The sequence below is a fragment of the Paenibacillus sp. MAHUQ-45 genome (genome assembly GCF_058133325.1).
In genome coordinates, this window is record NZ_JBYUPV010000001.1 from 393,291 (window position 1) to 415,060 (window position 21,770).

Annotated in this window: 21 protein-coding genes; all 21 read left to right on the top strand. The window is 49.8% G+C overall.

Going from position 1 to position 21,770, the window contains the following annotated elements; genetic code table 11:
* Positions 1 to 399 precede the first annotated feature (399 nt).
* The 21 genes from AC3Y23_RS01720 to mtaB all read left to right on the top strand — a co-directional run bounded on the left by AC3Y23_RS01720 (position 400) and on the right by mtaB (position 21,452).
* The gene (locus tag AC3Y23_RS01720) at positions 400 to 1,821 is read left to right on the top strand and encodes a stage II sporulation protein P (protein ID WP_379194983.1); all 1,422 of its coding nucleotides are present in this window, start codon (positions 400 to 402) and stop codon (positions 1,819 to 1,821) included.
* 29 nt (positions 1,822 to 1,850) lie between these two features.
* Positions 1,851 to 2,339: a hypothetical protein gene (locus tag AC3Y23_RS01725; RefSeq protein ID WP_379194985.1), complete on the top strand. Its 489-nt coding sequence runs from the start codon at positions 1,851 to 1,853 to the stop codon at positions 2,337 to 2,339.
* A 220-nt stretch (positions 2,340 to 2,559) separates the two neighbouring features.
* Entirely contained in the window at positions 2,560 to 4,374 is a 1,815-nt protein-coding gene (lepA, locus tag AC3Y23_RS01730; RefSeq protein WP_379194987.1) for a translation elongation factor 4, read from the top strand.
* Positions 4,375 to 4,587: 213 nt separating this feature from the next.
* Positions 4,588 to 5,760: a radical SAM family heme chaperone HemW gene (hemW, locus tag AC3Y23_RS01735; RefSeq protein ID WP_379194989.1), complete on the top strand. Its 1,173-nt coding sequence runs from the start codon at positions 4,588 to 4,590 to the stop codon at positions 5,758 to 5,760.
* Positions 5,761 to 5,855: 95 nt separating this feature from the next.
* Complete coding sequence (locus tag AC3Y23_RS01740) at positions 5,856 to 6,344, top strand: N-acetyltransferase (RefSeq protein WP_379195742.1); 489 nt, start codon at positions 5,856 to 5,858, stop codon at positions 6,342 to 6,344.
* 219 nt (positions 6,345 to 6,563) lie between these two features.
* Positions 6,564 to 7,595 (top strand): heat-inducible transcriptional repressor HrcA, encoded by a 1,032-nt coding sequence (gene hrcA, locus AC3Y23_RS01745; protein ID WP_379194991.1) that lies wholly within the window; start codon positions 6,564 to 6,566, stop codon positions 7,593 to 7,595.
* A gap of 48 nt (positions 7,596 to 7,643) precedes the next feature.
* Complete coding sequence (grpE, locus tag AC3Y23_RS01750) at positions 7,644 to 8,204, top strand: nucleotide exchange factor GrpE (RefSeq protein ID WP_379194993.1); 561 nt, start codon at positions 7,644 to 7,646, stop codon at positions 8,202 to 8,204.
* A 157-nt stretch (positions 8,205 to 8,361) separates the two neighbouring features.
* Positions 8,362 to 10,206: a molecular chaperone DnaK gene (gene dnaK, locus AC3Y23_RS01755; RefSeq protein WP_379194995.1), complete on the top strand. Its 1,845-nt coding sequence runs from the start codon at positions 8,362 to 8,364 to the stop codon at positions 10,204 to 10,206.
* Positions 10,207 to 10,367: 161 nt separating this feature from the next.
* Positions 10,368 to 11,492, top strand: a complete 1,125-nt coding sequence (gene dnaJ / locus AC3Y23_RS01760; RefSeq protein WP_379195744.1) for a molecular chaperone DnaJ — start codon at positions 10,368 to 10,370, stop codon at positions 11,490 to 11,492.
* Between the two features lie 179 nt (positions 11,493 to 11,671).
* Complete coding sequence (locus AC3Y23_RS01765) at positions 11,672 to 12,031, top strand: hypothetical protein (RefSeq protein ID WP_379195746.1); 360 nt, start codon at positions 11,672 to 11,674, stop codon at positions 12,029 to 12,031.
* A 46-nt stretch (positions 12,032 to 12,077) separates the two neighbouring features.
* Entirely contained in the window at positions 12,078 to 12,257 is a 180-nt protein-coding gene (locus tag AC3Y23_RS01770) for a YfhD family protein (RefSeq protein WP_379194997.1), read from the top strand.
* A gap of 122 nt (positions 12,258 to 12,379) precedes the next feature.
* The gene (locus AC3Y23_RS01775) at positions 12,380 to 13,051 is read left to right on the top strand and encodes a 4'-phosphopantetheinyl transferase family protein (RefSeq protein WP_379194999.1); all 672 of its coding nucleotides are present in this window, start codon (positions 12,380 to 12,382) and stop codon (positions 13,049 to 13,051) included.
* 58 nt (positions 13,052 to 13,109) lie between these two features.
* Positions 13,110 to 13,892 (top strand): GNAT family N-acetyltransferase, encoded by a 783-nt coding sequence (locus AC3Y23_RS01780; RefSeq protein WP_379195001.1) that lies wholly within the window; start codon positions 13,110 to 13,112, stop codon positions 13,890 to 13,892.
* A 54-nt stretch (positions 13,893 to 13,946) separates the two neighbouring features.
* On the top strand, positions 13,947 to 14,321 hold the full coding sequence (locus AC3Y23_RS01785; RefSeq protein WP_379195003.1) for a hypothetical protein: 375 nt from the start codon (positions 13,947 to 13,949) through the stop codon (positions 14,319 to 14,321).
* A 149-nt stretch (positions 14,322 to 14,470) separates the two neighbouring features.
* Positions 14,471 to 15,031, top strand: coding sequence for an RNA polymerase sigma factor (locus AC3Y23_RS01790; RefSeq protein WP_379195005.1), 561 nt, complete (start codon positions 14,471 to 14,473; stop codon positions 15,029 to 15,031).
* Complete coding sequence (locus AC3Y23_RS01795) at positions 14,991 to 16,649, top strand: DUF4179 domain-containing protein (RefSeq protein WP_379195007.1); 1,659 nt, start codon at positions 14,991 to 14,993, stop codon at positions 16,647 to 16,649. Before AC3Y23_RS01790 ends, AC3Y23_RS01795 begins: the two co-directional genes overlap by 41 nt.
* Positions 16,650 to 16,789: 140 nt before the next feature.
* Positions 16,790 to 17,368 (top strand): DNA-3-methyladenine glycosylase I, encoded by a 579-nt coding sequence (locus tag AC3Y23_RS01800; protein WP_379195009.1) that lies wholly within the window; start codon positions 16,790 to 16,792, stop codon positions 17,366 to 17,368.
* Between the two features lie 86 nt (positions 17,369 to 17,454).
* Positions 17,455 to 18,507, top strand: a complete 1,053-nt coding sequence (gene prmA, locus AC3Y23_RS01805) for a 50S ribosomal protein L11 methyltransferase (RefSeq protein WP_379195011.1) — start codon at positions 17,455 to 17,457, stop codon at positions 18,505 to 18,507.
* A 2-nt stretch (positions 18,508 to 18,509) separates the two neighbouring features.
* A complete protein-coding gene (locus AC3Y23_RS01810) occupies positions 18,510 to 19,193 on the top strand; it encodes a site-2 protease family protein (RefSeq protein WP_379195013.1) in 684 nt (227 codons plus the stop codon).
* A gap of 156 nt (positions 19,194 to 19,349) precedes the next feature.
* Positions 19,350 to 20,114 (top strand): RsmE family RNA methyltransferase, encoded by a 765-nt coding sequence (locus tag AC3Y23_RS01815; protein WP_379195015.1) that lies wholly within the window; start codon positions 19,350 to 19,352, stop codon positions 20,112 to 20,114.
* A 3-nt stretch (positions 20,115 to 20,117) separates the two neighbouring features.
* Complete coding sequence (gene mtaB, locus AC3Y23_RS01820) at positions 20,118 to 21,452, top strand: tRNA (N(6)-L-threonylcarbamoyladenosine(37)-C(2))-methylthiotransferase MtaB (RefSeq protein WP_379195018.1); 1,335 nt, start codon at positions 20,118 to 20,120, stop codon at positions 21,450 to 21,452.
* The last annotated feature ends 318 nt before the right edge of the window (positions 21,453 to 21,770 follow it).

Here is a 21,770-nt window from a genome sequence, read left to right on the forward strand (position 1 = left end):
TAAGGTACAATTTTGCACTTAATTTTCGCTGACCCTCAGCTTTAGAAGAATTAAGGTGCGAAAATGCTATTAATTATACTTGGGGACTTTATAGATAGACAAACGCTTTTTTTTTGCCTGCATTTGTTACTTTAATGCATTCAATATAGAAGCGGTTAGTTCTTCTTCTTTCAATTTAGCAAGCATGGACCGGTGGTCTGCCGTGATGGCGTTCTGGTGGGACTTGCTTTTTTTAATGCTCCTTAAAGTACACTCCTATTACATTGCCACTGATTCTGTTCTTATGAAGGGGGCGGTGCTCTATTTGTTCGTCTTCTATTTTCGGTTCTAGCAGAGCTCTGTTACTCATAGATTTGAAGTATAAGAGATTACAGAGGGCTGGAGGAGGACATAACAATAATGAACAAAAAATGGTTTCAGCTATGGAACATCGGCCGGTTGCGGGGAAAAGTGCTGGATGTTTTGTCGCTGGGGAGAACGATGCTGCTGCTCGCCGGAGGTTCGCTTGTCTTCTTTATGCTGCTCGGCGCTGGCGGAATTGCCGGACAGAAGTTGAACTCTTCACCCATTCCTTCTATGAAAGGTCTTGCCGCCTCGTTATCCAGTGGTTTCTTCATGGAAATCCTGGGGATGGAGGTTCCGCATTTGCCTCAGGGCAAGGAAGCGGAGGAGCTGTCACCCAAAAATGTAACATCATTTGTGTTCCAATTACTAACCAGTGTGAATCCTGGCGATCCTAAAAGTCTTCTGGCCCGCGAGGTACCGGGAATGGGCGCAGATGACCCGTTTTTGCTCCGCAAAGGTTCCGGCGGTGTGGCGGGCGCGCCTGCCGATTATCATCCGGGAACCGATGAGCTGGCTTCGGGGGATGGCGGGCAGGAACATGATCCTCCTGCAATCAACGGGACGGAGGATCCCGGCGACGATGGCTCTGTACCAGATGCACCGGTGGCCACTCCGGCGCCAGAGACGAACGGAGATGGAACGAGCGATGGAGGCGGCAAAAGCGGCGGTGACAACGGCACAGAGGACACTTCAATCAAACGTGTACTGATCTATCACTCTCATCCTCGAGAAGCCTTCAACCCCTTGCTAGCGGCACAGAGCGATAATCCCAGCTCGTCGCTTCCTTCGAAGAATGTTATGCTGGTCGGTTCATATATTGCCAAACGACTCGAAGAGCATGGCGTTGGCACCATTCATTCGCAGGAGGACTATGCCACCAAGGTGAAGGATTACAAATGGAACTTCTCTTATAAATATTCCAGGATCACAGTTAAGGCGGCACTGGCAGGTAATGATCAGCTAACCGATCTCATCGACATTCACCGTGACTCACAGCGGCATGGCAAAACGACGACGGTTATCGATGGTAAAAGCTATGCCCAAGTCTACTTTATTCTGGGGCATGAAAATAAAGATTGGAAGAAGAATGAGGCTTTTGCGAACAAGATTCATCAGGAGCTGGAGAAGAGCTACCCTGGCCTTTCCAGAGGCATTTGGGGCAAGACCTCCAGCCAGGGCAACGGGGAATACAATCAGTCGCTTTCCCCCAACAGTGTGCTTATAGAGGTTGGCGGAATTGACAGTACCGAGGAGGAACTGAAACGGACTGCAGAAATTCTCGGGGATACCATCGCCGATGTGTACTGGAATAATCAGAAGGCGGACAAGGTGAATGCACCACAGACTGTAACTGCGCCCGCTTCAGCGGCTCCATCTGCGCAGCCTGGGAGTGAATCATCCGGCGAGAGTGCCAAGACAACAGGTAAAGCTGGAGATCAGGTGTCAGGGAAAGCCTCAGCAGACAAGGCATCCTAATTTAACGTTAAGGAGAGAAGGTGAGGATAATGTCACGAGTCGGAAGAAAGCTGACAATGGTTACGATCTGGGCTGGCATCGGTATTCTGATTGGCATGCAATTCGGAGGGGGCGAAACCAGAATCTCCGATGTGCTTCCGGGCTGGAATGACGGGACACAAACCGCAAAGAGTGTTCCCGCAGTAGCGGGGAATGGGGGAGTCCGACAGAAGCCTGCCCCCAGCGCAGGCGCTCCCCAGACTTATGTGTATGTTCCTATGGCGGTCGATCCCGCCACTGGAGCGTATATGCCGCTCCCGGTGCGGACAGAAACGGGGGCAGCGGGGCAGACACCGGATAATCAGCCGCAGCAGGAGACGGAGGACTACAGTACGACTTTGACGCCAGAGCAAATTCTGGTTCCGGAGGGGCAGAAGCCTACGGTGGATGTGCTGGCTGACAAGACGGCAGGGCTACTGCAGGAGGCTTCGCAGAAGGGTATTCGCTGGGTCGTCTCGTTGTTCTCTTCAGCGGAGTGAGGGACGATCCAGCATCAGATTTTTCAGCAACAAGGCATCTTCCGATGCAGTCTTCATTTACTCCCTACACTATACAGCAGTGGATGTTCCCTTTCTTGGGGGATCATTCGCTGTTTTTTTTGCAATGACATTTTGCCCCAGAGGCCAGCCCGGGATTGCTGGGGATAGATTGTACTGTTATAATAAATGGATTAACATAGGCTGTCTGTGGGGGTAAGGAATGACTGACGTACAGAAAAGACAACAACAAATCCGCAATTTCTCGATTATTGCACATATAGACCATGGCAAATCGACGCTGGCTGACCGCATTCTGGAATACACGGGTGCACTGAGCACGCGTGAAATGCAGGAGCAAGTGCTCGATCAGATGGATCTGGAGCGCGAACGCGGGATTACCATCAAGTTGCAGGCCGTTCGGCTGAACTATAAAGCCGACGACGGTGAGGAATATCTGCTCAATCTGATTGATACACCGGGACACGTCGACTTCACCTATGAGGTCTCCCGCAGCCTTGCCGCCTGTGAAGGTGCGCTTCTGGTTGTAGACGCGGCGCAAGGGATTGAGGCCCAGACGTTGGCCAACGTCTATCTGGCGCTGGACAACAATCTGGAGATCCTGCCGGTCATTAACAAGATCGATCTGCCGAGTGCCGACCCTGAACGGGTCAAACAGGAGATCGAGGATGTAATCGGCCTCGACGCTAGTGAAGCGGTTTTGGCTTCTGCCAAGGCCGGAATTGGTATCAAGGAAATTCTGGAACAGGTCGTCAAGCAGGTTCCGGCGCCAACAGGCAGCTCGACAGATCCGCTGAAGGCACTGATTTTCGACTCCCATTACGATCCGTACAAAGGCGTTATCGTTTATGTACGCGTCATTGACGGCAGTATCCGTGCGGGCTCGAAGATCAAGATGATGGCTACCGACAAGACCTTTGAGGTCATTGAGGTGGGCGCATTTATGCCGCGGATGACCATTGTCAATGAACTTAACATCGGCGATGTCGGCTTTATCGTGGCCGGGATCAAGCATGTCGGCGATACTCGTGTCGGTGATACGGTAACGGATGCGAAGAATCCGACACCAGAACCACTACCGGGTTACCGTAAAATCAACCCGATGGTGTATTGCGGTCTTTATCCGATCGAAACGTCGGATTATAACGACCTGCGTGAAGCGCTGGAGAAGCTACAGCTTAATGATGCATCGCTTAGCTTTGAGCCGGAAAGCTCAAGTGCACTTGGCTTCGGCTTCCGTTGCGGCTTCCTGGGTCTGCTCCACATGGAGATCATTCAGGAACGGATCGAGCGCGAGTTCAATCTGCCGCTGATTACGACAGCGCCAAGCGTTATTTACCGGATTATGCTGACGAGCGGGGAAATGATCCAGATCGACAACCCGTCACACTATCCGGAGATTGGCACGATCGATTATGTAGAAGAGCCTTATGTTAAGGCTGCGATCATCGTTCCGAATGATTATGTCGGAACAGTCATGGAACTTTGCCAAGGCAAGCGCGGCGAGTTCGTGAACATGGAATATCTCGATTCCAACCGTGTAACTATCACTTACGAAATTCCATTATCGGAAATCGTATACGACTTCTTCGACCAGCTCAAATCCGGTACGAAGGGCTATGCTTCCTTTGACTATGAGATTTCCGGCTACCGCCGTTCTAATCTGGTCAAGATGGATATCCTGCTTAACAACGAACAGGTCGATGCCTTGTCCTTTATCGTGCACCGCGACCGCGCCTACAACCGCGGACGCATTATCTGCGAGAAGCTGCGCGGCATCATTCCGCGCCAGATGTTCGAGGTACCGATTCAGGCGACAATTGGTACGAAGGTTGTTGCGCGTGAAACCGTTAAGGCGATGCGCAAGAACGTCCTTGCCAAATGCTACGGCGGTGACATTTCGCGTAAGCGGAAATTGCTGGAGAAGCAGAAGGAAGGTAAGAAACGCATGAAGCAGGTCGGTAGCGTAGAGGTGCCGCAAGAAGCGTTCATGGCGGTGCTCAAGATCGACGAGTAAGACACTGTAATTACAGCCAAGCTGCTTGATTTATAAGAGAACAATCCTGTAAGGGAAGCCGTCAGGCTTCCCTTTTCTGGAGATTCGAAGGCTTAATCTATATGAGAAACGGGTACCCACCTCTTCATAGAGGACGGCGGAGCCGTTTCTTCTTACTTTTTAAGATCAGGCGATTCAACCCTGACATCATTCGATAGAACAAAGGAGACAGCTATGACAACACCAATCCACGGCCGTCCCCCTGAGGCTGTATATATTCATATCCCATTTTGCACGAACAAGTGCTTTTACTGTGATTTCAACTCCTATGTCCTGAAGGACCAGCCTGTAATGGACTATCTTCGTGCGCTGGATCAGGAGATGGAGCAGACGGTTGCAATCACTCCGCCCGGTGTGATCCGGACGATTTTTGTGGGCGGTGGAACGCCGACCGTGCTGAAGCCGGACGAGATGGCTTATTTCCTGGCTTCCGTGCGGAAACACTTTCCGAATTGGGCTGATGATATCGAGTTCTCGATGGAAGCCAACCCTGGTACCACCGATATCGACAAGCTTGCTGTGATGAAGGAAGGCGGCGTTAACCGGGTCAGCTTCGGCGTACAGGCCTTCCAGAACGAGCTGCTCACGGGAATCGGACGCATTCACAACGTGGACGATGTCTATCGCAGTCTGGAGAATGCGCGCGCTGTAGGTCTGAACAATCTTTCCGTGGACCTGATGTTCGGCTTGCCGAACCAGACCGTGGATATGCTGGCTGAAAGTGTCCGCAAAGCGCTGGAGCTAGACCTGCCGCACTATTCAATCTACAGTCTCAAAGTGGAGGAAAATACGCTTTTCCATACTCTCTTTAACAAGAACAAGCTCCCGCTTCCTAATGAAGAGGATGAACTGCAAATGTATCTGCTGCTGATGTCAAAGATGGAAGAGGCCGGGTACGGGCAGTATGAGATTAGCAACTTTGCCAAGCCGGGGATGGAAAGCCGTCACAATATCACCTACTGGCGCAATCAGGATTATTACGGACTCGGTGCAGGTGCACATGGTTACGTAGGCCGCAACCGCCATATCAATATCAAAGGCGTGAATCCATATGTTGAAGCTGCAAGCAAAGGCCTGCCTCGCCTGGACTCCTACCCGGTAACGCCGCAGGAAGCGATGGAGGACTTTATGATGGTGGGCCTGCGGATGCGCGAAGGAATCTCGGATGCTTCATTCCGGGCACAATTTGGGCAATCCATGGAGGACATATTTGCCGGTTCATTGCATAAAATGCTGAATGCAGGTCTACTCGAGCGCGTGGGCGACGGCTACCGTCTCAGCAAGCAGGGCGTGCTGTTTGGCAACGATGTTTTCGGCGAATTTGTTGGCGCGCTGACAGAGGTTTAATTTTAAAATAACTCTTGAATTCAAATTCACCTTGTTGTATATTTATTCATATTATCAACGAGGGGTGAATTAGAGTGCTTGCCAAACCGGATTTGATGCCCAGTGTCTCTGCTAAGGCGGATACAGGGGCTAAATGCAGAAGTGCCACGGTGGAAGATGTTGAACCACTGTATCAGATGATAGAAGAATATGCACAGAGTGGTATTATGCTGCCCCGATCCCGGCAAGCCCTGACCCGCCAGATCGACCAATTCGTCATTGCAGAGATTGATGGCAGATTCGTCGGTTGTGGCTCGCTCTGCAAGCTAGGGAATGACCTCGTGGAGATTCGTTCGCTGGGTTTGCGTCCTGAATGCAAAGGTAAAGGGATCGGTTCCCTGATCGTGGATAAGCTGACTGAAGAAGCCAGACGGCAGAAGATTCCCAAGATTATGGCCCTGACCTATGCGGTTGATTTCTTCCTGAGAAACGGATTTACTATCGTTGAAAAAGAGATTTTCCCAGAGAAGGTATGGACCGATTGTGTAAATTGTAAAAAGCAGCATGCCTGCGATGAAATAGCAGTACTTAAAATGCTGAACTGACTTGACTTTTGTCAACGCCGGTTCGGCGTTTTTTTCAAATCAATGCTTGATCAGTCTCATGAAGAAGAATCCCACGGCGCAGCAAAAAAAGCGTCCCCCCAAGATGCTGAACTGACTTGACAATGTCAATGTCAGTTTGGTATTTTTGTAATAGTGGTTAGCACTCATCTAAGTCGAGTGCTAACGAATGTCGGCCACAGGGTGACAGGAGGGAATGACATGTTAACCGATCGCCAGAGAATGATATTGAATGCTATAGTGGATGATTATATCTCTTCGGCTGAGCCGGTAGGCTCACGCAGCATTTCCAAGCGGGGCGATGTAGGATACAGTCCTGCTACCATCCGTAATGAAATGGCCGACCTTGAGGAACTGGGATATCTTGAACAGCCTCATACATCGGCAGGACGAATTCCGTCTCATAAGGGATACCGTTATTATGTGGATCACCTGGTACCCTGGAATTCTGCCGAAATCGCTGAGATGGGAACGATCCGTACATTTTTCGCTGAGAAGCTGAATGCAACGGAACAGGTTATCCAGCATGCGGCGATGATTCTTTCTAATATGACGAATTACACTTCCATCCTTCTGGGACCGGAGGTTTTTCATACTTCACTACGCCATTTTCAATTGCTGCCCCTGGACGATAAGACCGCTGTAGCGATCATTGTCACCAGCACGGGGCAGGTAGAGAACCGAACTGTTAACATTCCGCCGGAGATTTCAATCTCCGAGATCGAGAAGGTCGTCAATCTACTGAACAGCAAACTGAAGAATGTGCCGCTCTACAAGCTGAAGACCCAGCTCTATACCGAGCTTGGCGAGGAAATGCAGCGTCATATCTCTCATTATGAAGAGCTGATGCAGATGCTTGATACCGCGCTTGACAGTGAGAATGAACAGCGGATTTATTTGAGCGGGGCCACGAATATGCTGACCCAGCCAGAATTTAAGGATGTCGACAAGGTTAAGCACATTCTGGATCTGCTGGAGGAGACGCCTACGCTGCTCAAGATGATGTCGCCCGTACCAGGTGGACCTGGCATTCAAGTTCGGATAGGTACCGAGAACGACCATGAGGCCTTTGCGAATTGCAGTCTTATTACAGCGACTTATTCCCTTGACGGTCAGGCGCTAGGCAGCATTGGTATTCTCGGTCCTACCCGAATGGAATACGCGCGGGTAATGGGCATCTTGGGCATTTTATCCCGAGATTTGACAGCGATGCTGGCACACTGGTATAAGTGAACAGAGCCATATTGATTTTCGTGATGATTTTAAGGAGGTGAAGACAACTTGAAAGAGGAACAAGTTCAAGATCCGAATGAATTGAATGATAATGCTACTAATGAAGAACAAGCGACTGAGGAAACTGTCTCGGAGGCCGGTACTGTATCGGCAGAAGAAGCCGGGGACGCAGCTCGTCTGCAGACGCTGGCTGATGAATTGCAGGGACGTGTACTCCGCGTACAAGCCGATTTTGACAATTTCCGCCGCCGGACCCTGAAAGAGAAAGAAGAACTGGCTCAGTACGCTACTTCCAAGCTCATCAACGAATTGCTTCCGGTTCTGGACAATTTCGACCGGGCCTTGGCAACAGCACCTACAAGTCCAGAGATTGAGGCGTTCACGAAAGGCGTGAACATGATTTTCCGTCAACTGGATGGGGTATTGAAGTCAGAGGGACTTACAGCGATGGAATCGGTGGGCCAGCCTTTTAACCCTGAATATCATCAAGCTATTATGCAGGTGGAGAGCGAGGAGTACGAAGAGGGTATCGTGACGGAAGAGGTCCAAAAGGGCTATCTCCTGAAGGATAAAGTCCTTCGTCCAGCCATGGTCAAAGTCAGCATGTAGTTTGTCTATATAAGCGGGAAAAGCCTTGGCCCGCGAAGTGAAGCAACTGCACCATTTGCGGTCAGCTTGCTTCTTGAATCGTTGGGATTTGGTACACATAAAGAGGGAAATTTAAACGGAGCATATGCTCCATTACATTTTGAGGAGGCAAATTACAGTGAGTAAAGTTATCGGTATTGACCTTGGAACCACCAACTCTTGCGTAGCCGTTATGGAAGGCGGCGAAGCCGTTGTTATTCCGAATCCGGAAGGCGCACGCACAACCCCTTCGGTTGTAGGCTTTAAGAAAGACGGCGAGCGTATCGTCGGAGAAACTGCTAAACGCCAGGCGATTACGAACCCTGATCGCACAATCAGCTCGATTAAACGCCATATTGGTACGAACCATAAAGAAAGCATCGATGCTAAAGACTACTCCCCACAAGAAATCTCTGCTATGATTCTGCAAAAGCTGAAATCCGATGCAGAAGCTTACCTGGGACAAACAGTTACTCAAGCCGTAATTACAGTTCCAGCTTATTTCAACGATAGCCAACGTCAAGCTACTAAGGATGCGGGTAAAATCGCCGGCCTGGAAGTTTTGCGTATCGTGAACGAGCCAACTGCTGCAGCTTTGGCTTATGGTCTTGAGAAATCCGAAGATCAAACAATCCTTGTCTATGACCTTGGTGGTGGTACGTTTGACGTATCTATCCTTGAGCTGGGCGATGGTTTCTTCGAAGTAAAAGCTACAAGCGGTGACAACAAGCTTGGTGGCGATGACTTTGACGAAGTAGTTATGAATTACCTCGTAGCTGAATTCAAGAAAGAACAAGGCATCGACCTGAGCAAAGATAAAGCAGCTGTACAACGTCTGAAAGACGCTGCTGAGAAAGCGAAGAAAGAACTGTCCGGCGTACTTACAACTACAGTATCCCTTCCGTTCATCACTGTCGTTGACGGCGTACCTCAGCACTTGGAGGTTAACTTGACTCGCGCTAAGTTCGATGAGTTGACTGCTGGTCTGGTAGAACGTACTTTGGGCCCAACACGTCAAGCATTGAGCGATGCAGGTATGACTCCTGCTGATCTTACAAGAATCGTACTGGTAGGTGGATCTACACGGATTCCAGCCGTACAAGATGCCATTAAGAAGCTTACTGGCAAAGAGCCTCACAAAGGCGTTAACCCGGACGAAGTGGTAGCCCTTGGTGCTGCTGTTCAAGCGGGCGTTCTGACAGGCGACGTTAAAGACGTAGTCCTGCTCGACGTAACTCCATTGTCCCTGGGTATCGAAACTGCGGGCGGCGTCTTCACGAAGATGATCGAGCGCAACACAACGATTCCTACAAGCAAATCTCAAGTGTTCTCAACCTTTGCTGACAGCCAGCCAAGCGTGGAAATTCACGTTCTGCAAGGTGAGCGTCAAATGGCGAACGGCAACAAAACACTGGGTCGCTTTACGCTTAACGAGATTCCACCGGCACCACGCGGTGTACCACAAATCGAAGTTACTTTTGACATCGATGCGAACGGTATCGTGAACGTATCGGCTACCGATAAAGGCACTAACAAGAGCCAGAAGATCACCATCACTTCTTCCAGCGGCTTGAGCGATGCTGAAGTTGAACAAATGATGAAGGATGCCGAGCTGCACGCTGAGGAAGACCGTAAGCGTAAGGAACTGGTAGAAGCGAAGAACAACGCTGACCAACTCGTGTACTCCACTGAGAAAGTAATCAAGGATCTTGGTGACAAGGCCGATGCTTCCGAAGTTGAAAAGGCTAATGAAGCTAAAGAAAAGGTAAAAGCGGCTATTCAAACCGACAACCTCGAAGAAATCAATGCAGCTACAGAAGCTTTGAACGAGATCGTTCAACAGTTGTCCGTGAAGCTGTACGAGCAAGCAGCAGCTGAACAAGGTGCTGCCGGCGGCGAAGGTGCTTCTGAAGGCGCGTCTAAGAGAGAAAATGTGGTAGATGCTGATTATGAAGTTGTTGACGACGAGAAGAATCAAGGGTAACCTTAGACGATAAGTGTCGTAAGTGGGGAAGGTCAAAACCGGGTCATCCCGTGTTTTGGCTTTCCTTTTACATGTAACAGGGATAAGTGTATGCACCGTCTGAAACGATAGAGGAATAGTATGAATTGTCGGGCGGAATTAGAGGTACGGGGGTGAATGCAGTGGCAGAGAAACGCGATTATTATGAAGTACTGGGTCTTGGAAGAGACGCATCAGATGACGAGGTCAAGAAAGCCTATCGTAAGCTGGCCCGCCAGTATCATCCGGACGTGAACAAAGCCAGCGATGCCGAGGCTAAATTCAAGGAAGTGAAGGAAGCCTATGACGTTCTGAGCGATGGTCAGCAGCGTGCAAGATATGACCAATATGGTCATATTGATCCTAACCAAGGTATGGGTGGCGGCGGCTTCGGCGGTGGCGGAGACTTCGGAGGCCTCGGCGATATCTTCGATATGTTCTTCGGCGGCGGCGGACGCCGTGATCCTAATGCTCCGCAGCGCGGTAGCGATTTGCAGTATACAATGACCATTGAGTTCAAGGAAGCGGTGTTCGGCAAGGAAACGGATATTACAATTCCACGTACCGAAGACTGCGACACTTGCTTTGGTTCCGGTGCTAAGCCGGGAACGAAGCCTGAGACTTGCTCGGTCTGCCGCGGTAGCGGCCAACAGGAGTTTGTGCAGAACACGCCACTCGGCCAAATGCGCAACCGCCGTCCATGCTCCCATTGTAGCGGGACCGGTAAAGTTATCAAGGAGAAGTGTACCACTTGCTCCGGCAGCGGTAAGGTGAAGAAGCAGCGTAAGGTCCATATTTCTATTCCGGCTGGTGTTGATGACGGCCAACAACTACGTATAGACGGTGAGGGTGAAGGCGGTTTACGGGGTGGTCCTGCGGGCGACCTGTACATTGTTTTCCGTGTGAAGCCGCATGATTTCTTCGAGCGCGACCATAATGATATTCTGTGCGAAATGCCGATTACCTTCGTTCAAGCAGCACTTGGTGACGATATTGAGGTCCCGACTTTGACTGGTAAAGTGAAGCTCAAAATCCATGCTGGGACGCAAACGGGTACTTACTACCGTATGAAGGGCTATGGTGTGCCACGCTTGCGCGGTATGGGCCAAGGTGATCAGCATGTCAGAGTTATCGTCGTAACGCCAAGTAAGCTAAGCGAAGAGCAGAAGGACTTGTTGCGCCAGTTCGGAGCCCTTAATGGGGAGAATACGCATGAGCAGGAGCAATCCTTCTTTGACCGTGTGAAGCGTGCATTCCGCGGGGAATAAAGCATATCGTTTTTTGCATAGCTTAATTTGTAGTGAGGGTGTCCCAAGAGCCATTCTATGGCTTTCATTCTGGGGCATCCTCTTTTTTGTATTGGAATAGAAGCATAAACTCAGGGGAGTTAAGACAATATAACTTTAGCCGCATGCGGAGCTTGATTACATTGGAAAGCGGGGATATCATGCCGGAACGCTTTATTTTGTCCTATTTTAAAAGCCCGGAGGAAGCCGAGGGAGTCTCAAGGAAGCTACAAGCGCTGCGGGTAATTGAGCTCTCGATCGACCGCTTTAGCAAATATGGCGGGAACGGTCCGATTCAGAGCATTAATCCAGTCACTGGCAATATAGCCGGCATGGCTTCGATGACCGCAGATCGTAATCATACTGGTATTCTTGCTGCAGCGGACACCAGTGCCAGCGGAATGAGCCATGGAGGGGACGGCGGCCCCACGGGAAGAGATATTTTGTTGACCGTAGTGGTGGACTCAGGCTCGTATGACAGGGCGCTGCGTTTAATCGAGGAAGCTGGCGGCTTTATCTAAAGCGGCAGGCAACATGACTATAACCTGAAGGGATTGTGAAGCCAGGATGGATAGAGAGAACTCCAAAATTTTCTCCAAGATAGACAAGCAGAAGATGTTGTACGAAGCCAAAGCGGAGGATGTTGAATTCTCTGCCGCATTAGCGGATCATGATGATTTGGAAGCTCAGGAGCGAGCACTGGAAGCTGATAAGCGGCAGCTGCACGAGATTTTGAAGAAAAAGTAAAAGAAAATATTAGAAATTGCCCCACTTGATGGGGCTTTTTTTCATGTAAGGGGTGTATAATTAAAGGAAGCTGTGCTTAAAAAACATAAAGCTGGGTGATGATATTGTCGCAAATTGTACTTTTGGAAATACCCGGTAAGCTGGACAGTAATACATATGAATTTTGGAAGTCCAAGGTCTCGGTACAACGTCGGAATCAAATCGGCAGATTCTTGCGTCTTGAGGATGCTTACCGTTCTCTGTTTGGAGAAATTCTGGTTCGGACGGTGATTCGCCGGGAACTCGGTATTCCTAATGAGGAAATTCATTTTCAGAAGAACGAATATGGAAAACCGCATCTGGATGGCAGCGAGAGCTTCTCCTTCAATGTCTCTCATTCAGGCAAGTGGGTGTCCTTGATTTATGGAACAGGCAGGCTTGGTGTGGATATTGAAGAGATTCGCCCCATCGATTTGACTATCGCGGAACGCTTTTTCTCAGACGAGGAGTACAAGGATTTAATGCTGCGGCCGGAGGCAGAACGAAATGATTGTTTTTACGAGATATGGACGTTGAAGGAGGCTTATGTAAAAGCGCTCGGTAGCGGTTTATCCCATCCTTTGACCTCATTCTCTGTGCGCAAGCACCCGGATGGTTCAGTCGGACTTTCGCCTGACGCGGGGACCTACTTTTTCAAAACCTATGATATTAACAGCGCTTATAAGTTCTCTGCTTGCTCCAGTCAGGACGATCTACCGAACCGGTTCATCCTTCAGAATATTCAGAGACTTCAGCAGGCTTGGTTGAACGATTGAATCCGCTCTCATATTTTAATATTGATATTAAGTTGTGCTGAGGAGGAAGAGCTCTGAGATGAGCGACACTGCCATTATAACGGTGAATAGTAACAATATCGAGCAGCAGCATATATGCTGTGCGATCTCGGACAAGAAGGGTGCGGAGGGAGTTAGGCTGAAGAAGGAGTGGCTCCAGGAACGTTTTCAGGAGGGGCTTCGTTTTAAGAAGCTGGATGTCAGACAGAAAGTATTTATTGAATATCTTCCGGCGGATTATGCTTGGTGTCCAGTAGAGGCACCTGGTTATTTATTTATCAATTGCTTATGGGTAGCTGGTTCCTTCAAGGGGAAGGGACATGGCGCGCAGTTGCTGGCTGAATGCCTAGAGGAAGCGCAAGGAGCTAATGGTATTGTGGCTGTAACAGGCAAGACGAAGAAGCCTTATCTGTCAGACAAATCTTATTTCCTCCATAACGGGTTTCAGGTATGCGATCAGGCGCCACCTTATTTTGAACTGGTGGTCCTGAAATTCAACGAGGCTGCACCAACGCCGAAATTCAAAGCATCCGTACAGAAGCAAGAGGTAGGATTTTCGGAGGGCTTACAACTGCTTTATACCGTACAGTGCCCATATACTATCCATTATGTAGGCGAACTTGAGGCATGCGCTCAGGAACGCGGAATTCCTTTGCAGGTGCGCCGAATAATGACTGCAGAAGAAGCGCAGAACGCACCGACCCCCTATACCAGTTACAGCCTGTTCTACAAAGGGCATTTCATTACGCATGAAATCATGACCCGGAACAAGTTTGAGAAATCGGTGGCAGGCTGGATTGAAAAGTATGGTCTTCCCGGCTAGTATACCGTAACCCCTGCTATCAGCGAATTTGTTGCAGAATCTGGAGGAGAGGCAATGGACAACATCATATTATGGGGCGGACTCGTGCTTGTGATCACACTTCTCACCTATCTTAATCAAAAGCAGCGCTATTCTTCCAGTGTCAGGTTCGCCTACCGCGAACTACGTGAACTGGTCCAAGATATTAACGCTGGACAATCCTCTGACGCTGATCTCAGCCGCTGGGAAGGGGCTTTGGCAGAGCTGGAGAAGCATCCGGGCGAGTTCAACAAGCTGGAAGCTGAACTAAGGCTGCGTGGTACGTTTGCTTCTTATCTGGAGCGGCATTATCCGCAGGATAACAGGCTTCCGGCTCTACAGGAGGTAGCAGCGTACCGTAAGGACAGCGTCTGGGGGATCAGGATCGGCGATTATAGCTCCAAGAAATAAGTAGTGGATGCTGTGGCATACATATCCTGGACCAATGGAGGGCAAGCAGACCGCTTGCCCTCTTTATTTTTTCTTTACATATTTGGAATGAACCTTTTGGGCGGCTCAATTGTTATATAGATATCCGAGACCAGAGAGGAGGGGGAACATTGGAGAGCAATCGGGAGCTGTTCGAAGCCTACAACAGGGATGTATATCGAACTTGCTACTACATGCTGCATAATGCGGCAGATGCGGAGGACATAACACAGGAAGTATTTATTACGGTCTTCCGCAGCAATCGGGAACAGATCGAACATATTCGGGCCTGGATCATGAAAATAACAGTCAACCATTGTCTGAATCATTTGCGGCGACGGCGGAGTCTGAATGAGAAAGTTGCAGATCATCCGTATCTGTTCACTGGAAATGAAGAGAAGCCGGTAGACCGGCTAGCGGAGGAACGGGAATCCGCAGTAGAGTGGGCAGGGTATATGAAGCGTCTCCCGGACAAAATCAGGGCAGTAGTGACACTGCGTTACATGCATGATTTCAGTCTAGCTGAGATTTCCGGCTTGTTGTCGATCCCCTTGGGAACGACGAAATCCAGGCTGCACAAGGGGCTGCGATTGATGAAGGGGATTCTGCAAGAAGCAGGCGCCCACACCCAAGACAGGGAGGAAGAGTCTTATGGACAAAATAGAGCCTACGCTAAAGCGTCAATTAAATAAGGATGAGCACGTGCCTTATCCCGATTTTGAGAACATGTGGAGCAGGATGGAAGAAGCGGGGTATACCTCAGCAGTAGTGGATTCTACACCGGCCCGTGTATCCACACGTCGCCACAAAAGCTGGCGCAGAATAGCAATGGCCGCTTCACTCAGCGCACTATTGGCTGCTGCTCCAGTGTATGCCGCCATTCATTACGACTGGGGCAACGTGTTGCGGGACAAAGGGGGACTTCAGGCTGTTCTGGATCAGAATATGGGACAGTCACTGGGGCAGACGATCAGCAGGGACGGTGTTACGCTAACGCTCCGCACGGCGATTGTGGATGAGAACCGGACGGTCATTCTGTACAACCTGGATGTGGGGAAACGTGCGGATACCGAGTTCTGGGATCTTAAGGGCCTGAGCCTGAAGGATGAGCAGGGAAAGAATAGCGAAGGAGAATTCAGCTATTTGCAGTGGGATGAGAAGAACCACAGATATAACGGTTATTTCGAGAGTGATTGGTCTTCCAAGCAGGCGACGGCAAAGGTTACGCTGACAGCGGATATTCTTCAATTATACAGTCAGCAGGAAGAGGATTTGCAACTGGACAGTAGTTCCGAGCAGGTACAGAGCTTCCAGATCGGCAAGGACGGCCTGCAAAAAATGGAGGTCAAGGCATTTAAGCAAGCAGATAAGATTCTGTTCTCCTCAGCGATAATATTCGATCAAGCAGAAGCCAAAACCTGGGCTTATCCGATGATTGCGCCGGTTGTCCAAGGAAAGACGCTGCACGCACTGTCTGGAAGTACCTACGGTCAGCCGGGGGATCATGGCGAATATACAACCCAGCAGTATTTTAAAAGCAGTGACTTGCCTGCGGGACAGACGACCTACAAACTGCAATATACTAAGATGGAAAAAAATATAGATGGACCTTGGAAATTTGACCTGCAGTTGAGTAAAAAGCAAATGGAAAGCGGAACGATCAAGACGGCGCTGGATCTTCCACTTGAAGCTGGAGATTACGACCATATCATCGAAAAGATGGTGGTAACGCCTACCCAAATCCGGGTGGCCGTACGATCTAAGGTTAAAGGGTTCGCAGATATACCGTATCAAAAAATCTCGCTTGAGGTAAATGGACGAACGCTTGAAGGCTGGAGGGAGCGTTCGCCCAAGGATGATCCCAATTTGCTTAGCTACAAGTTCGAATTGCCTTCCGATCTGGTAATCACCAAGGAGACGCCGATCACTTTTGTAGGCAAGTATAAGGTTACGGTCCATGAAGATGACAAGACACCGGTTCTCTTGACCGACATCTCCACTAAAAAGCAGACATTGAATAGGGAGGTTGGCGGCTATCCCGTTCACTGGACGTACTATATGCAGGACGGAAATTTGTATGTAGAGACCGGAAGCGAGGATGCCCATTTTGGCGGGATCAACCAGACTCATATTAACCTTGGTAAAGACAGAATTCTTGGCAGACCAGTTACGGTCAACTTCTCTGGTGATGGCAATAACAAGGCTATTGATGTCTATAAGGATTTCAAAGAAAAGGAAGCATCCCTTTATATGTTCTACTATACGACCGACGAGCCGGACAAAGAGACCCGGGTGCAGCTGCAGCCCTAGTTTGCTCGGGGAAAATAATTCAAAATATTAACCTTATTTTAATGGGGAGAACCTTGTGTTCCTCCCTTTTTTTCGTATACATTAAGAAGACGTTGCCAAGGAAGGGCAAAAGAATCAGTCTATAAGACACCACGGCATTAATGAGAGAGGAGGAGATGACGATTAAAAGGTGTGATTGGGTCACCGCTGATCCCTTATATATCGCTTATCATGATACGGAATGGGGACAACCTTTGTATGATGAGAGGGCGTTGTTCGAACTGCTGATACTGGAGGGGATGCAGGCAGGACTAAGCTGGTTTACAGTGCTGCAAAAGCGGGAGCGGTTCAGGGCGGTCTTTGACGGTTTCGATCCCGAGAAGATTATCGCTTATGGGGAGTCGAAAGTCGACGAACTGATGCAGGATGCCGGAATTATCCGCAATCGGCTGAAAATCCTGTCCGTGATCAATAATGCGCGCGTCTATCAGGAAATTATCCGGGAGGAAGGCAGCTTTGCAAGTTATTTATGGAGCTTTGTTGGCGGAACGCCTGTCCTGAATCACTGGAAGAGCAGGGCCGAAGTGCCTGCCAGCACCCCGCAATCCGATGAGATGAGCAGAGCGCTGAAGAAGAAAGGCATGAAATTCGTCGGCACCACGATTTGTTATGCCTTTATGCAGGCTTCCGGCATGGTGAATGACCATACCCTGGATTGTTTCTGTCGCAGCCAAGATTAACTCTGTCTATGCGTGCAGTTTGGCACTCAGGCAAGGAGAAATGTTATACTGGTAATGTTCGCAAATTTAAGGAGGATTCCAACAAGATGTTATGGCATGAAGTTACGATACATACAACCGAAGAAGCTCAAGAAATGATATCCAATTTTTTATATGAAGCAGGCGCAGGCGGTGTTTCCATCGAGGAATCCGGCATACTGGGCAAAGAGCGGGATACCCGCTACGGTGAACTGTATGACGAGCCGCTGAATGATATTCCCGAAGGGGAAGCAGTAATTAAGGGGTACTATGCAGAATCTGTCGACATGGATGGAGTGATTGCGGAGTTGACTCCCCGTGTAGAGGAACTGCGGGAATATGGCATTGATCCGGGCAAGGCTCAGATCTCCTGGAAAACTGTAGATGATGAAGAATGGGCACATGCCTGGAAACAGTATTTCAAACCGCTGCGTGTATCGGAGCGTTTGACCATCAAACCGACCTGGGAAGAGTATACGCCGGAAAGTCCAAACGAAAAAATTATTGAGATCGACCCTGGTATGGCCTTTGGTACAGGCACACATCCCACGACAGCTCTATGCTTGCGGGCACTGGAGAAGAATATCACAGGTGGGGAAGAAGTCATTGATGTCGGTACCGGGTCCGGTATTTTGGCGGTCGGCGCGATGCTGCTGGGCGCAGGCTCTGTGTTGGCGCTGGATCTTGATCCCGTTGCTGTAGAGAGTGCTGCGGAGAACGTGGCGTTGAACCGGCTTGAAGATTCCATTACTGTAAAAGAAAGTGACCTGCTGTCGCTACTGGGCGGCGAAAAGGCTGCAGATACGCCAGCCGGAGACATGTGGCCATCGGCAAGACCAGAGGCTAATGCCTCTGTACAGCCTGAGACCAATCCTGCTGAGGACAGCCTTGGCGTTACGCTGCCAGTGCAGATTGTGGTAGCTAACATTCTCGCAGAGATTATCGTGTTGTTCACAGATGATGTCTACCGGGCGCTGAAGCCAGGCGGCATCTACATTACCTCTGGCATTTACAAGGACAAGGAAGGTCTGGTGTCACAGGCGCTGACGGCTTCCGGCTTTGAGATTATCGAAATTACCCGTGAAGAAGATTGGGTGGCATTTACAGCCGGAAAGAGGTAAAGATGGATTTCTTGCAAAATTTTATTAGTATTCCGCTTGAACAGCTTCCGTTCTTTTTGATCACACTACTGATCGCATTTACTGTGCATGAATTTGCACATGCATATTTTGCCAACAAATTTGGCGATCCTACTGCACGGCTGATGGGCCGTATGACGCTGAACCCTGCCGTTCATTTTGATTTCCTGGGCGTTATTTTGATGCTGCTGGTCGGTTTCGGTTGGGCGCGGCCTGTTCCGGTTAACCGGGACAACTTCAAAAACCCCCGCCTGATGGGCATTATCGTCTCGATTGCAGGACCAATCAGTAACCTGCTGCTGGCGATTATCGGAACATTGATCTACGCGGCGCTTCTGGCGACGGGAACGATCGAAGCGATTACCAATGTTCGGCTGCTTCAAGCCGTGTATTTGTTCTTCGGCATGTTCATTCAGTGGAACTTCTTCCTGTTCCTGTTCAACCTGATCCCGCTGCCACCACTGGACGGCTATCGGATTGTCGAGGATTTGGCCCCACGTCCGCTTCGCGGGCGACTGCAGCAGTATGAGCAATGGGGAAGCCTGATTTTCCTACTGATTCTATTTATTCCGGCACTAAGAATGTACACGATTACCCCGCTGCATATTTGGGGCGATGAAATGACCCGAGGTTTTCTAAGGCTGTTTCTCTGGATGTTTGGCAGCTAACGCGGGGGAATAAGGCTGGTCACAACATGGCAAACGTTGTATGATGGTTTTTGGCGTTAAGACGGCAGATTATGTTGCGCCGGATGACGGGAGTCAATCTGCAGAGGCAGGTCTGGCGTCCCCCGGCGCCTGAATAACGAACAGGATGTTGATACGATGCAACGATATTTTGTGACGCCGGAGCAGTTCAGCGGCGATACCGTAACTATCGGCGGCGAGGATGCTCGCCATATCGCCAAGGTCATGCGCGGCAAGGAAGGGGACAAGCTGATTGTCAGCGATGGGTCCTCCCGTGAAGCCTTGGTTGAGATTGTTCAGATTGAAATCGGAGAAATTACGACGAATGTAGTGGAAGTCCTGGAGATGACGCATGAAGCACGCGTCAAGATCACAGTAGCCCAAAGCCTTCCCAAAGGCGACAAGATGGAGACCGTGATTCAGAAATGTACCGAGATCGGTGCCGTGTCCTTTCAGCCGTTCCTGTCAGAGCGCACTATTGTGCAATATGACGAACGTAAGGAAGGCAAGCGTCTGGAACGATGGCGCAAAATCTGCAAGGAAGCCGCGGAGCAGGCCCACCGGAACATTATCCCTCTGGTAGAGCCGCCGGTATCCTGGAAGCTTTTGCTGCAATCGTTTGCGGAATATGACGCCGTGTATTTTTGCTATGAGAAGGAAGAGGGCTTGCAATTACGCAGTGCCGCGGCTCCAAAGCTTGAAGCCCTGAAGAACCAGTCTATTGTCAAAATAATGGTGGTAGTTGGACCAGAGGGCGGCTTTACGACCGATGAGGCCGTGAAGGCTGAGGCAGCCGGAGCTGTGCCTGTGGGCCTTGGATCGCGCATTCTGCGCTGCGAGACGGCAGGGATGGTAGCTGCAGCATGCCTGTTATATGAATCCGGAGAAATGGGGGGAGCTTGAGAGATGTCATCCGTAGCGTTTTATACGTTGGGTTGCAAAGTTAATTTCTATGATACCGAAGCCATCTGGCAACTGTTCAAAAATGAAGGTTACGAGCAGGTGGATTTCGAGGGTACCGCCGATGTGTATCTGATCAATACCTGTACGGTTACCAATACCGGTGATAAGAAGAGTCGCCAGATGATCCGCCGCGCTGTGCGCCGCAACCCTGAGGCCATCGTAGCTGTTACAGGCTGCTATGCGCAGACGTCTCCAGGGGAGATTCTTGATATTCCTGGTGTCGACCTAGTTATCGGCAACCAGGACAGAGATCAAATCATGACGCATGTGAAGAACATTCAGCAGTCGCGCCAGCCGGTGAATGCGGTTCGCAATATCATGAAGACGCGTGAGTTTGAGGAAATGGACGTACCGGCCTTTGCTGACCGGACACGGGCGTTCCTGAAGATTCAGGACGGCTGCAATAACTTCTGTACCTTCTGTATTATCCCTTGGTCGCGCGGACTGTCCCGCAGCCGTGATCCGAAGAGTATTGTCACGCAGGCGCGTCAGCTTGTGGAATCCGGGTACAAGGAATTTGTTCTGACCGGTATTCATACCGGCGGCTATGGTGATGACCTCGACAACTATCGTCTGTCCGACCTGCTCTGGGAGCTGGATAAGGTAGACGGACTGGAGCGGGTGCGCATCTCTTCCATTGAAGCTAGTCAGATTGATGAGAAGCTGCTTGAGGTGCTGAATCGTTCCTCCAAAATGTGCCGTCATCTGCATATCCCGCTGCAAGCTGGACATAACGATGTGCTGAAGACGATGCGCCGGAAGTATACAACCGAGGAATATTACGCCAAAATGCAGCTGATCCGTCAGGCTATGCCGGATGTCGGCATTACTACGGATGTCATTGTCGGATTCCCGGGAGAAACCGATGAAATGTTCCGCGCCGGATATGATTTTATGAAGGCGGTCAATTTCTCGGAAATGCACGTATTCCCGTACTCCAAACGGACAGGTACACCGGCTGCTCGTATGGATAATCAGGTGGATGAAGAGATCAAGAATGCCCGTGTGCAGGAACTGATTGATTTGTCAGAGGAAATGCAGCTGGCGTACGCGCAGAAGTTCGTAGGCCAGACGCTGAACGTGATTCCTGAACGGTCTGCGAAGGATGCTCCAGGCCGGAGCACACAGCATGGCTTCAGCGACAATTACTTGCAGGTCTTCTTTGAAGGCGATGATTCCCTGCAAGGTGAGCTGTGCCAGGTGAAAATCACGCAAGCCGGCGTGAATGAATGCCGTGGCGAGCTGATTAGTGTGAAACAGGCGAGTCTATCGCTTTAAAATTTGCAGAGACAAGAGCCAAGCAGCGATTCCTCAGAATAATTTGGAGAAGCTGCTTGGCTTTTTTTATGTTCTACATAAGATGAACAAAAGAAAATAACAAGAAGTGAGAAGAAACGGAGAGGAAAGTTTGGAACTGTAGGAGCGGAGCGTTTTTTTAAGAAGATGTAGTAGTCGGCAGACAAATTTCGCATAAGGCGATGGAACTGCTTTTCACGGAATTTTTATAGTCATAAAGTCCTGAATTATGATTTCCAGCCCCCTTAATTTCAGAAAGAGTAAACACTTCGATGCAAAATGTCGATAGTAGTGGAAGAG

Bases quoted from the DNA above. Each gene is read 5' to 3' on its own strand.
- AC3Y23_RS01780 (WP_379195001.1), top strand. From the start codon at position 13,110: ATGAGCGACACTGCCATTATAACGGTGAATAGTAACAATATCGAGCAG.
- AC3Y23_RS01810 (WP_379195013.1), top strand. From the start codon at position 18,510: ATGGATTTCTTGCAAAATTTTATTAGTATTCCGCTTGAACAGCTTCCG.
- mtaB (WP_379195018.1), top strand. From the start codon at position 20,118: ATGTCATCCGTAGCGTTTTATACGTTGGGTTGCAAAGTTAATTTCTAT.
- lepA (WP_379194987.1), top strand. From the start codon at position 2,560: ATGACTGACGTACAGAAAAGACAACAACAAATCCGCAATTTCTCGATT.
- AC3Y23_RS01765 (WP_379195746.1), top strand. From the start codon at position 11,672: ATGCCGGAACGCTTTATTTTGTCCTATTTTAAAAGCCCGGAGGAAGCC.
- AC3Y23_RS01725 (WP_379194985.1), top strand. From the start codon at position 1,851: ATGTCACGAGTCGGAAGAAAGCTGACAATGGTTACGATCTGGGCTGGC.
- AC3Y23_RS01740 (WP_379195742.1), top strand. From the start codon at position 5,856: ATGCCCAGTGTCTCTGCTAAGGCGGATACAGGGGCTAAATGCAGAAGT.
- prmA (WP_379195011.1), top strand. From the start codon at position 17,455: ATGTTATGGCATGAAGTTACGATACATACAACCGAAGAAGCTCAAGAA.
- hemW (WP_379194989.1), top strand. From the start codon at position 4,588: ATGACAACACCAATCCACGGCCGTCCCCCTGAGGCTGTATATATTCAT.
- AC3Y23_RS01815 (WP_379195015.1), top strand. From the start codon at position 19,350: ATGCAACGATATTTTGTGACGCCGGAGCAGTTCAGCGGCGATACCGTA.
- AC3Y23_RS01795 (WP_379195007.1), top strand. From the start codon at position 14,991: ATGGACAAAATAGAGCCTACGCTAAAGCGTCAATTAAATAAGGATGAG.
- AC3Y23_RS01720 (WP_379194983.1), top strand. From the start codon at position 400: ATGAACAAAAAATGGTTTCAGCTATGGAACATCGGCCGGTTGCGGGGA.
- AC3Y23_RS01785 (WP_379195003.1), top strand. From the start codon at position 13,947: ATGGACAACATCATATTATGGGGCGGACTCGTGCTTGTGATCACACTT.
- AC3Y23_RS01800 (WP_379195009.1), top strand. From the start codon at position 16,790: ATGAGAGAGGAGGAGATGACGATTAAAAGGTGTGATTGGGTCACCGCT.
- AC3Y23_RS01770 (WP_379194997.1), top strand. From the start codon at position 12,078: ATGGATAGAGAGAACTCCAAAATTTTCTCCAAGATAGACAAGCAGAAG.
- hrcA (WP_379194991.1), top strand. From the start codon at position 6,564: ATGTTAACCGATCGCCAGAGAATGATATTGAATGCTATAGTGGATGAT.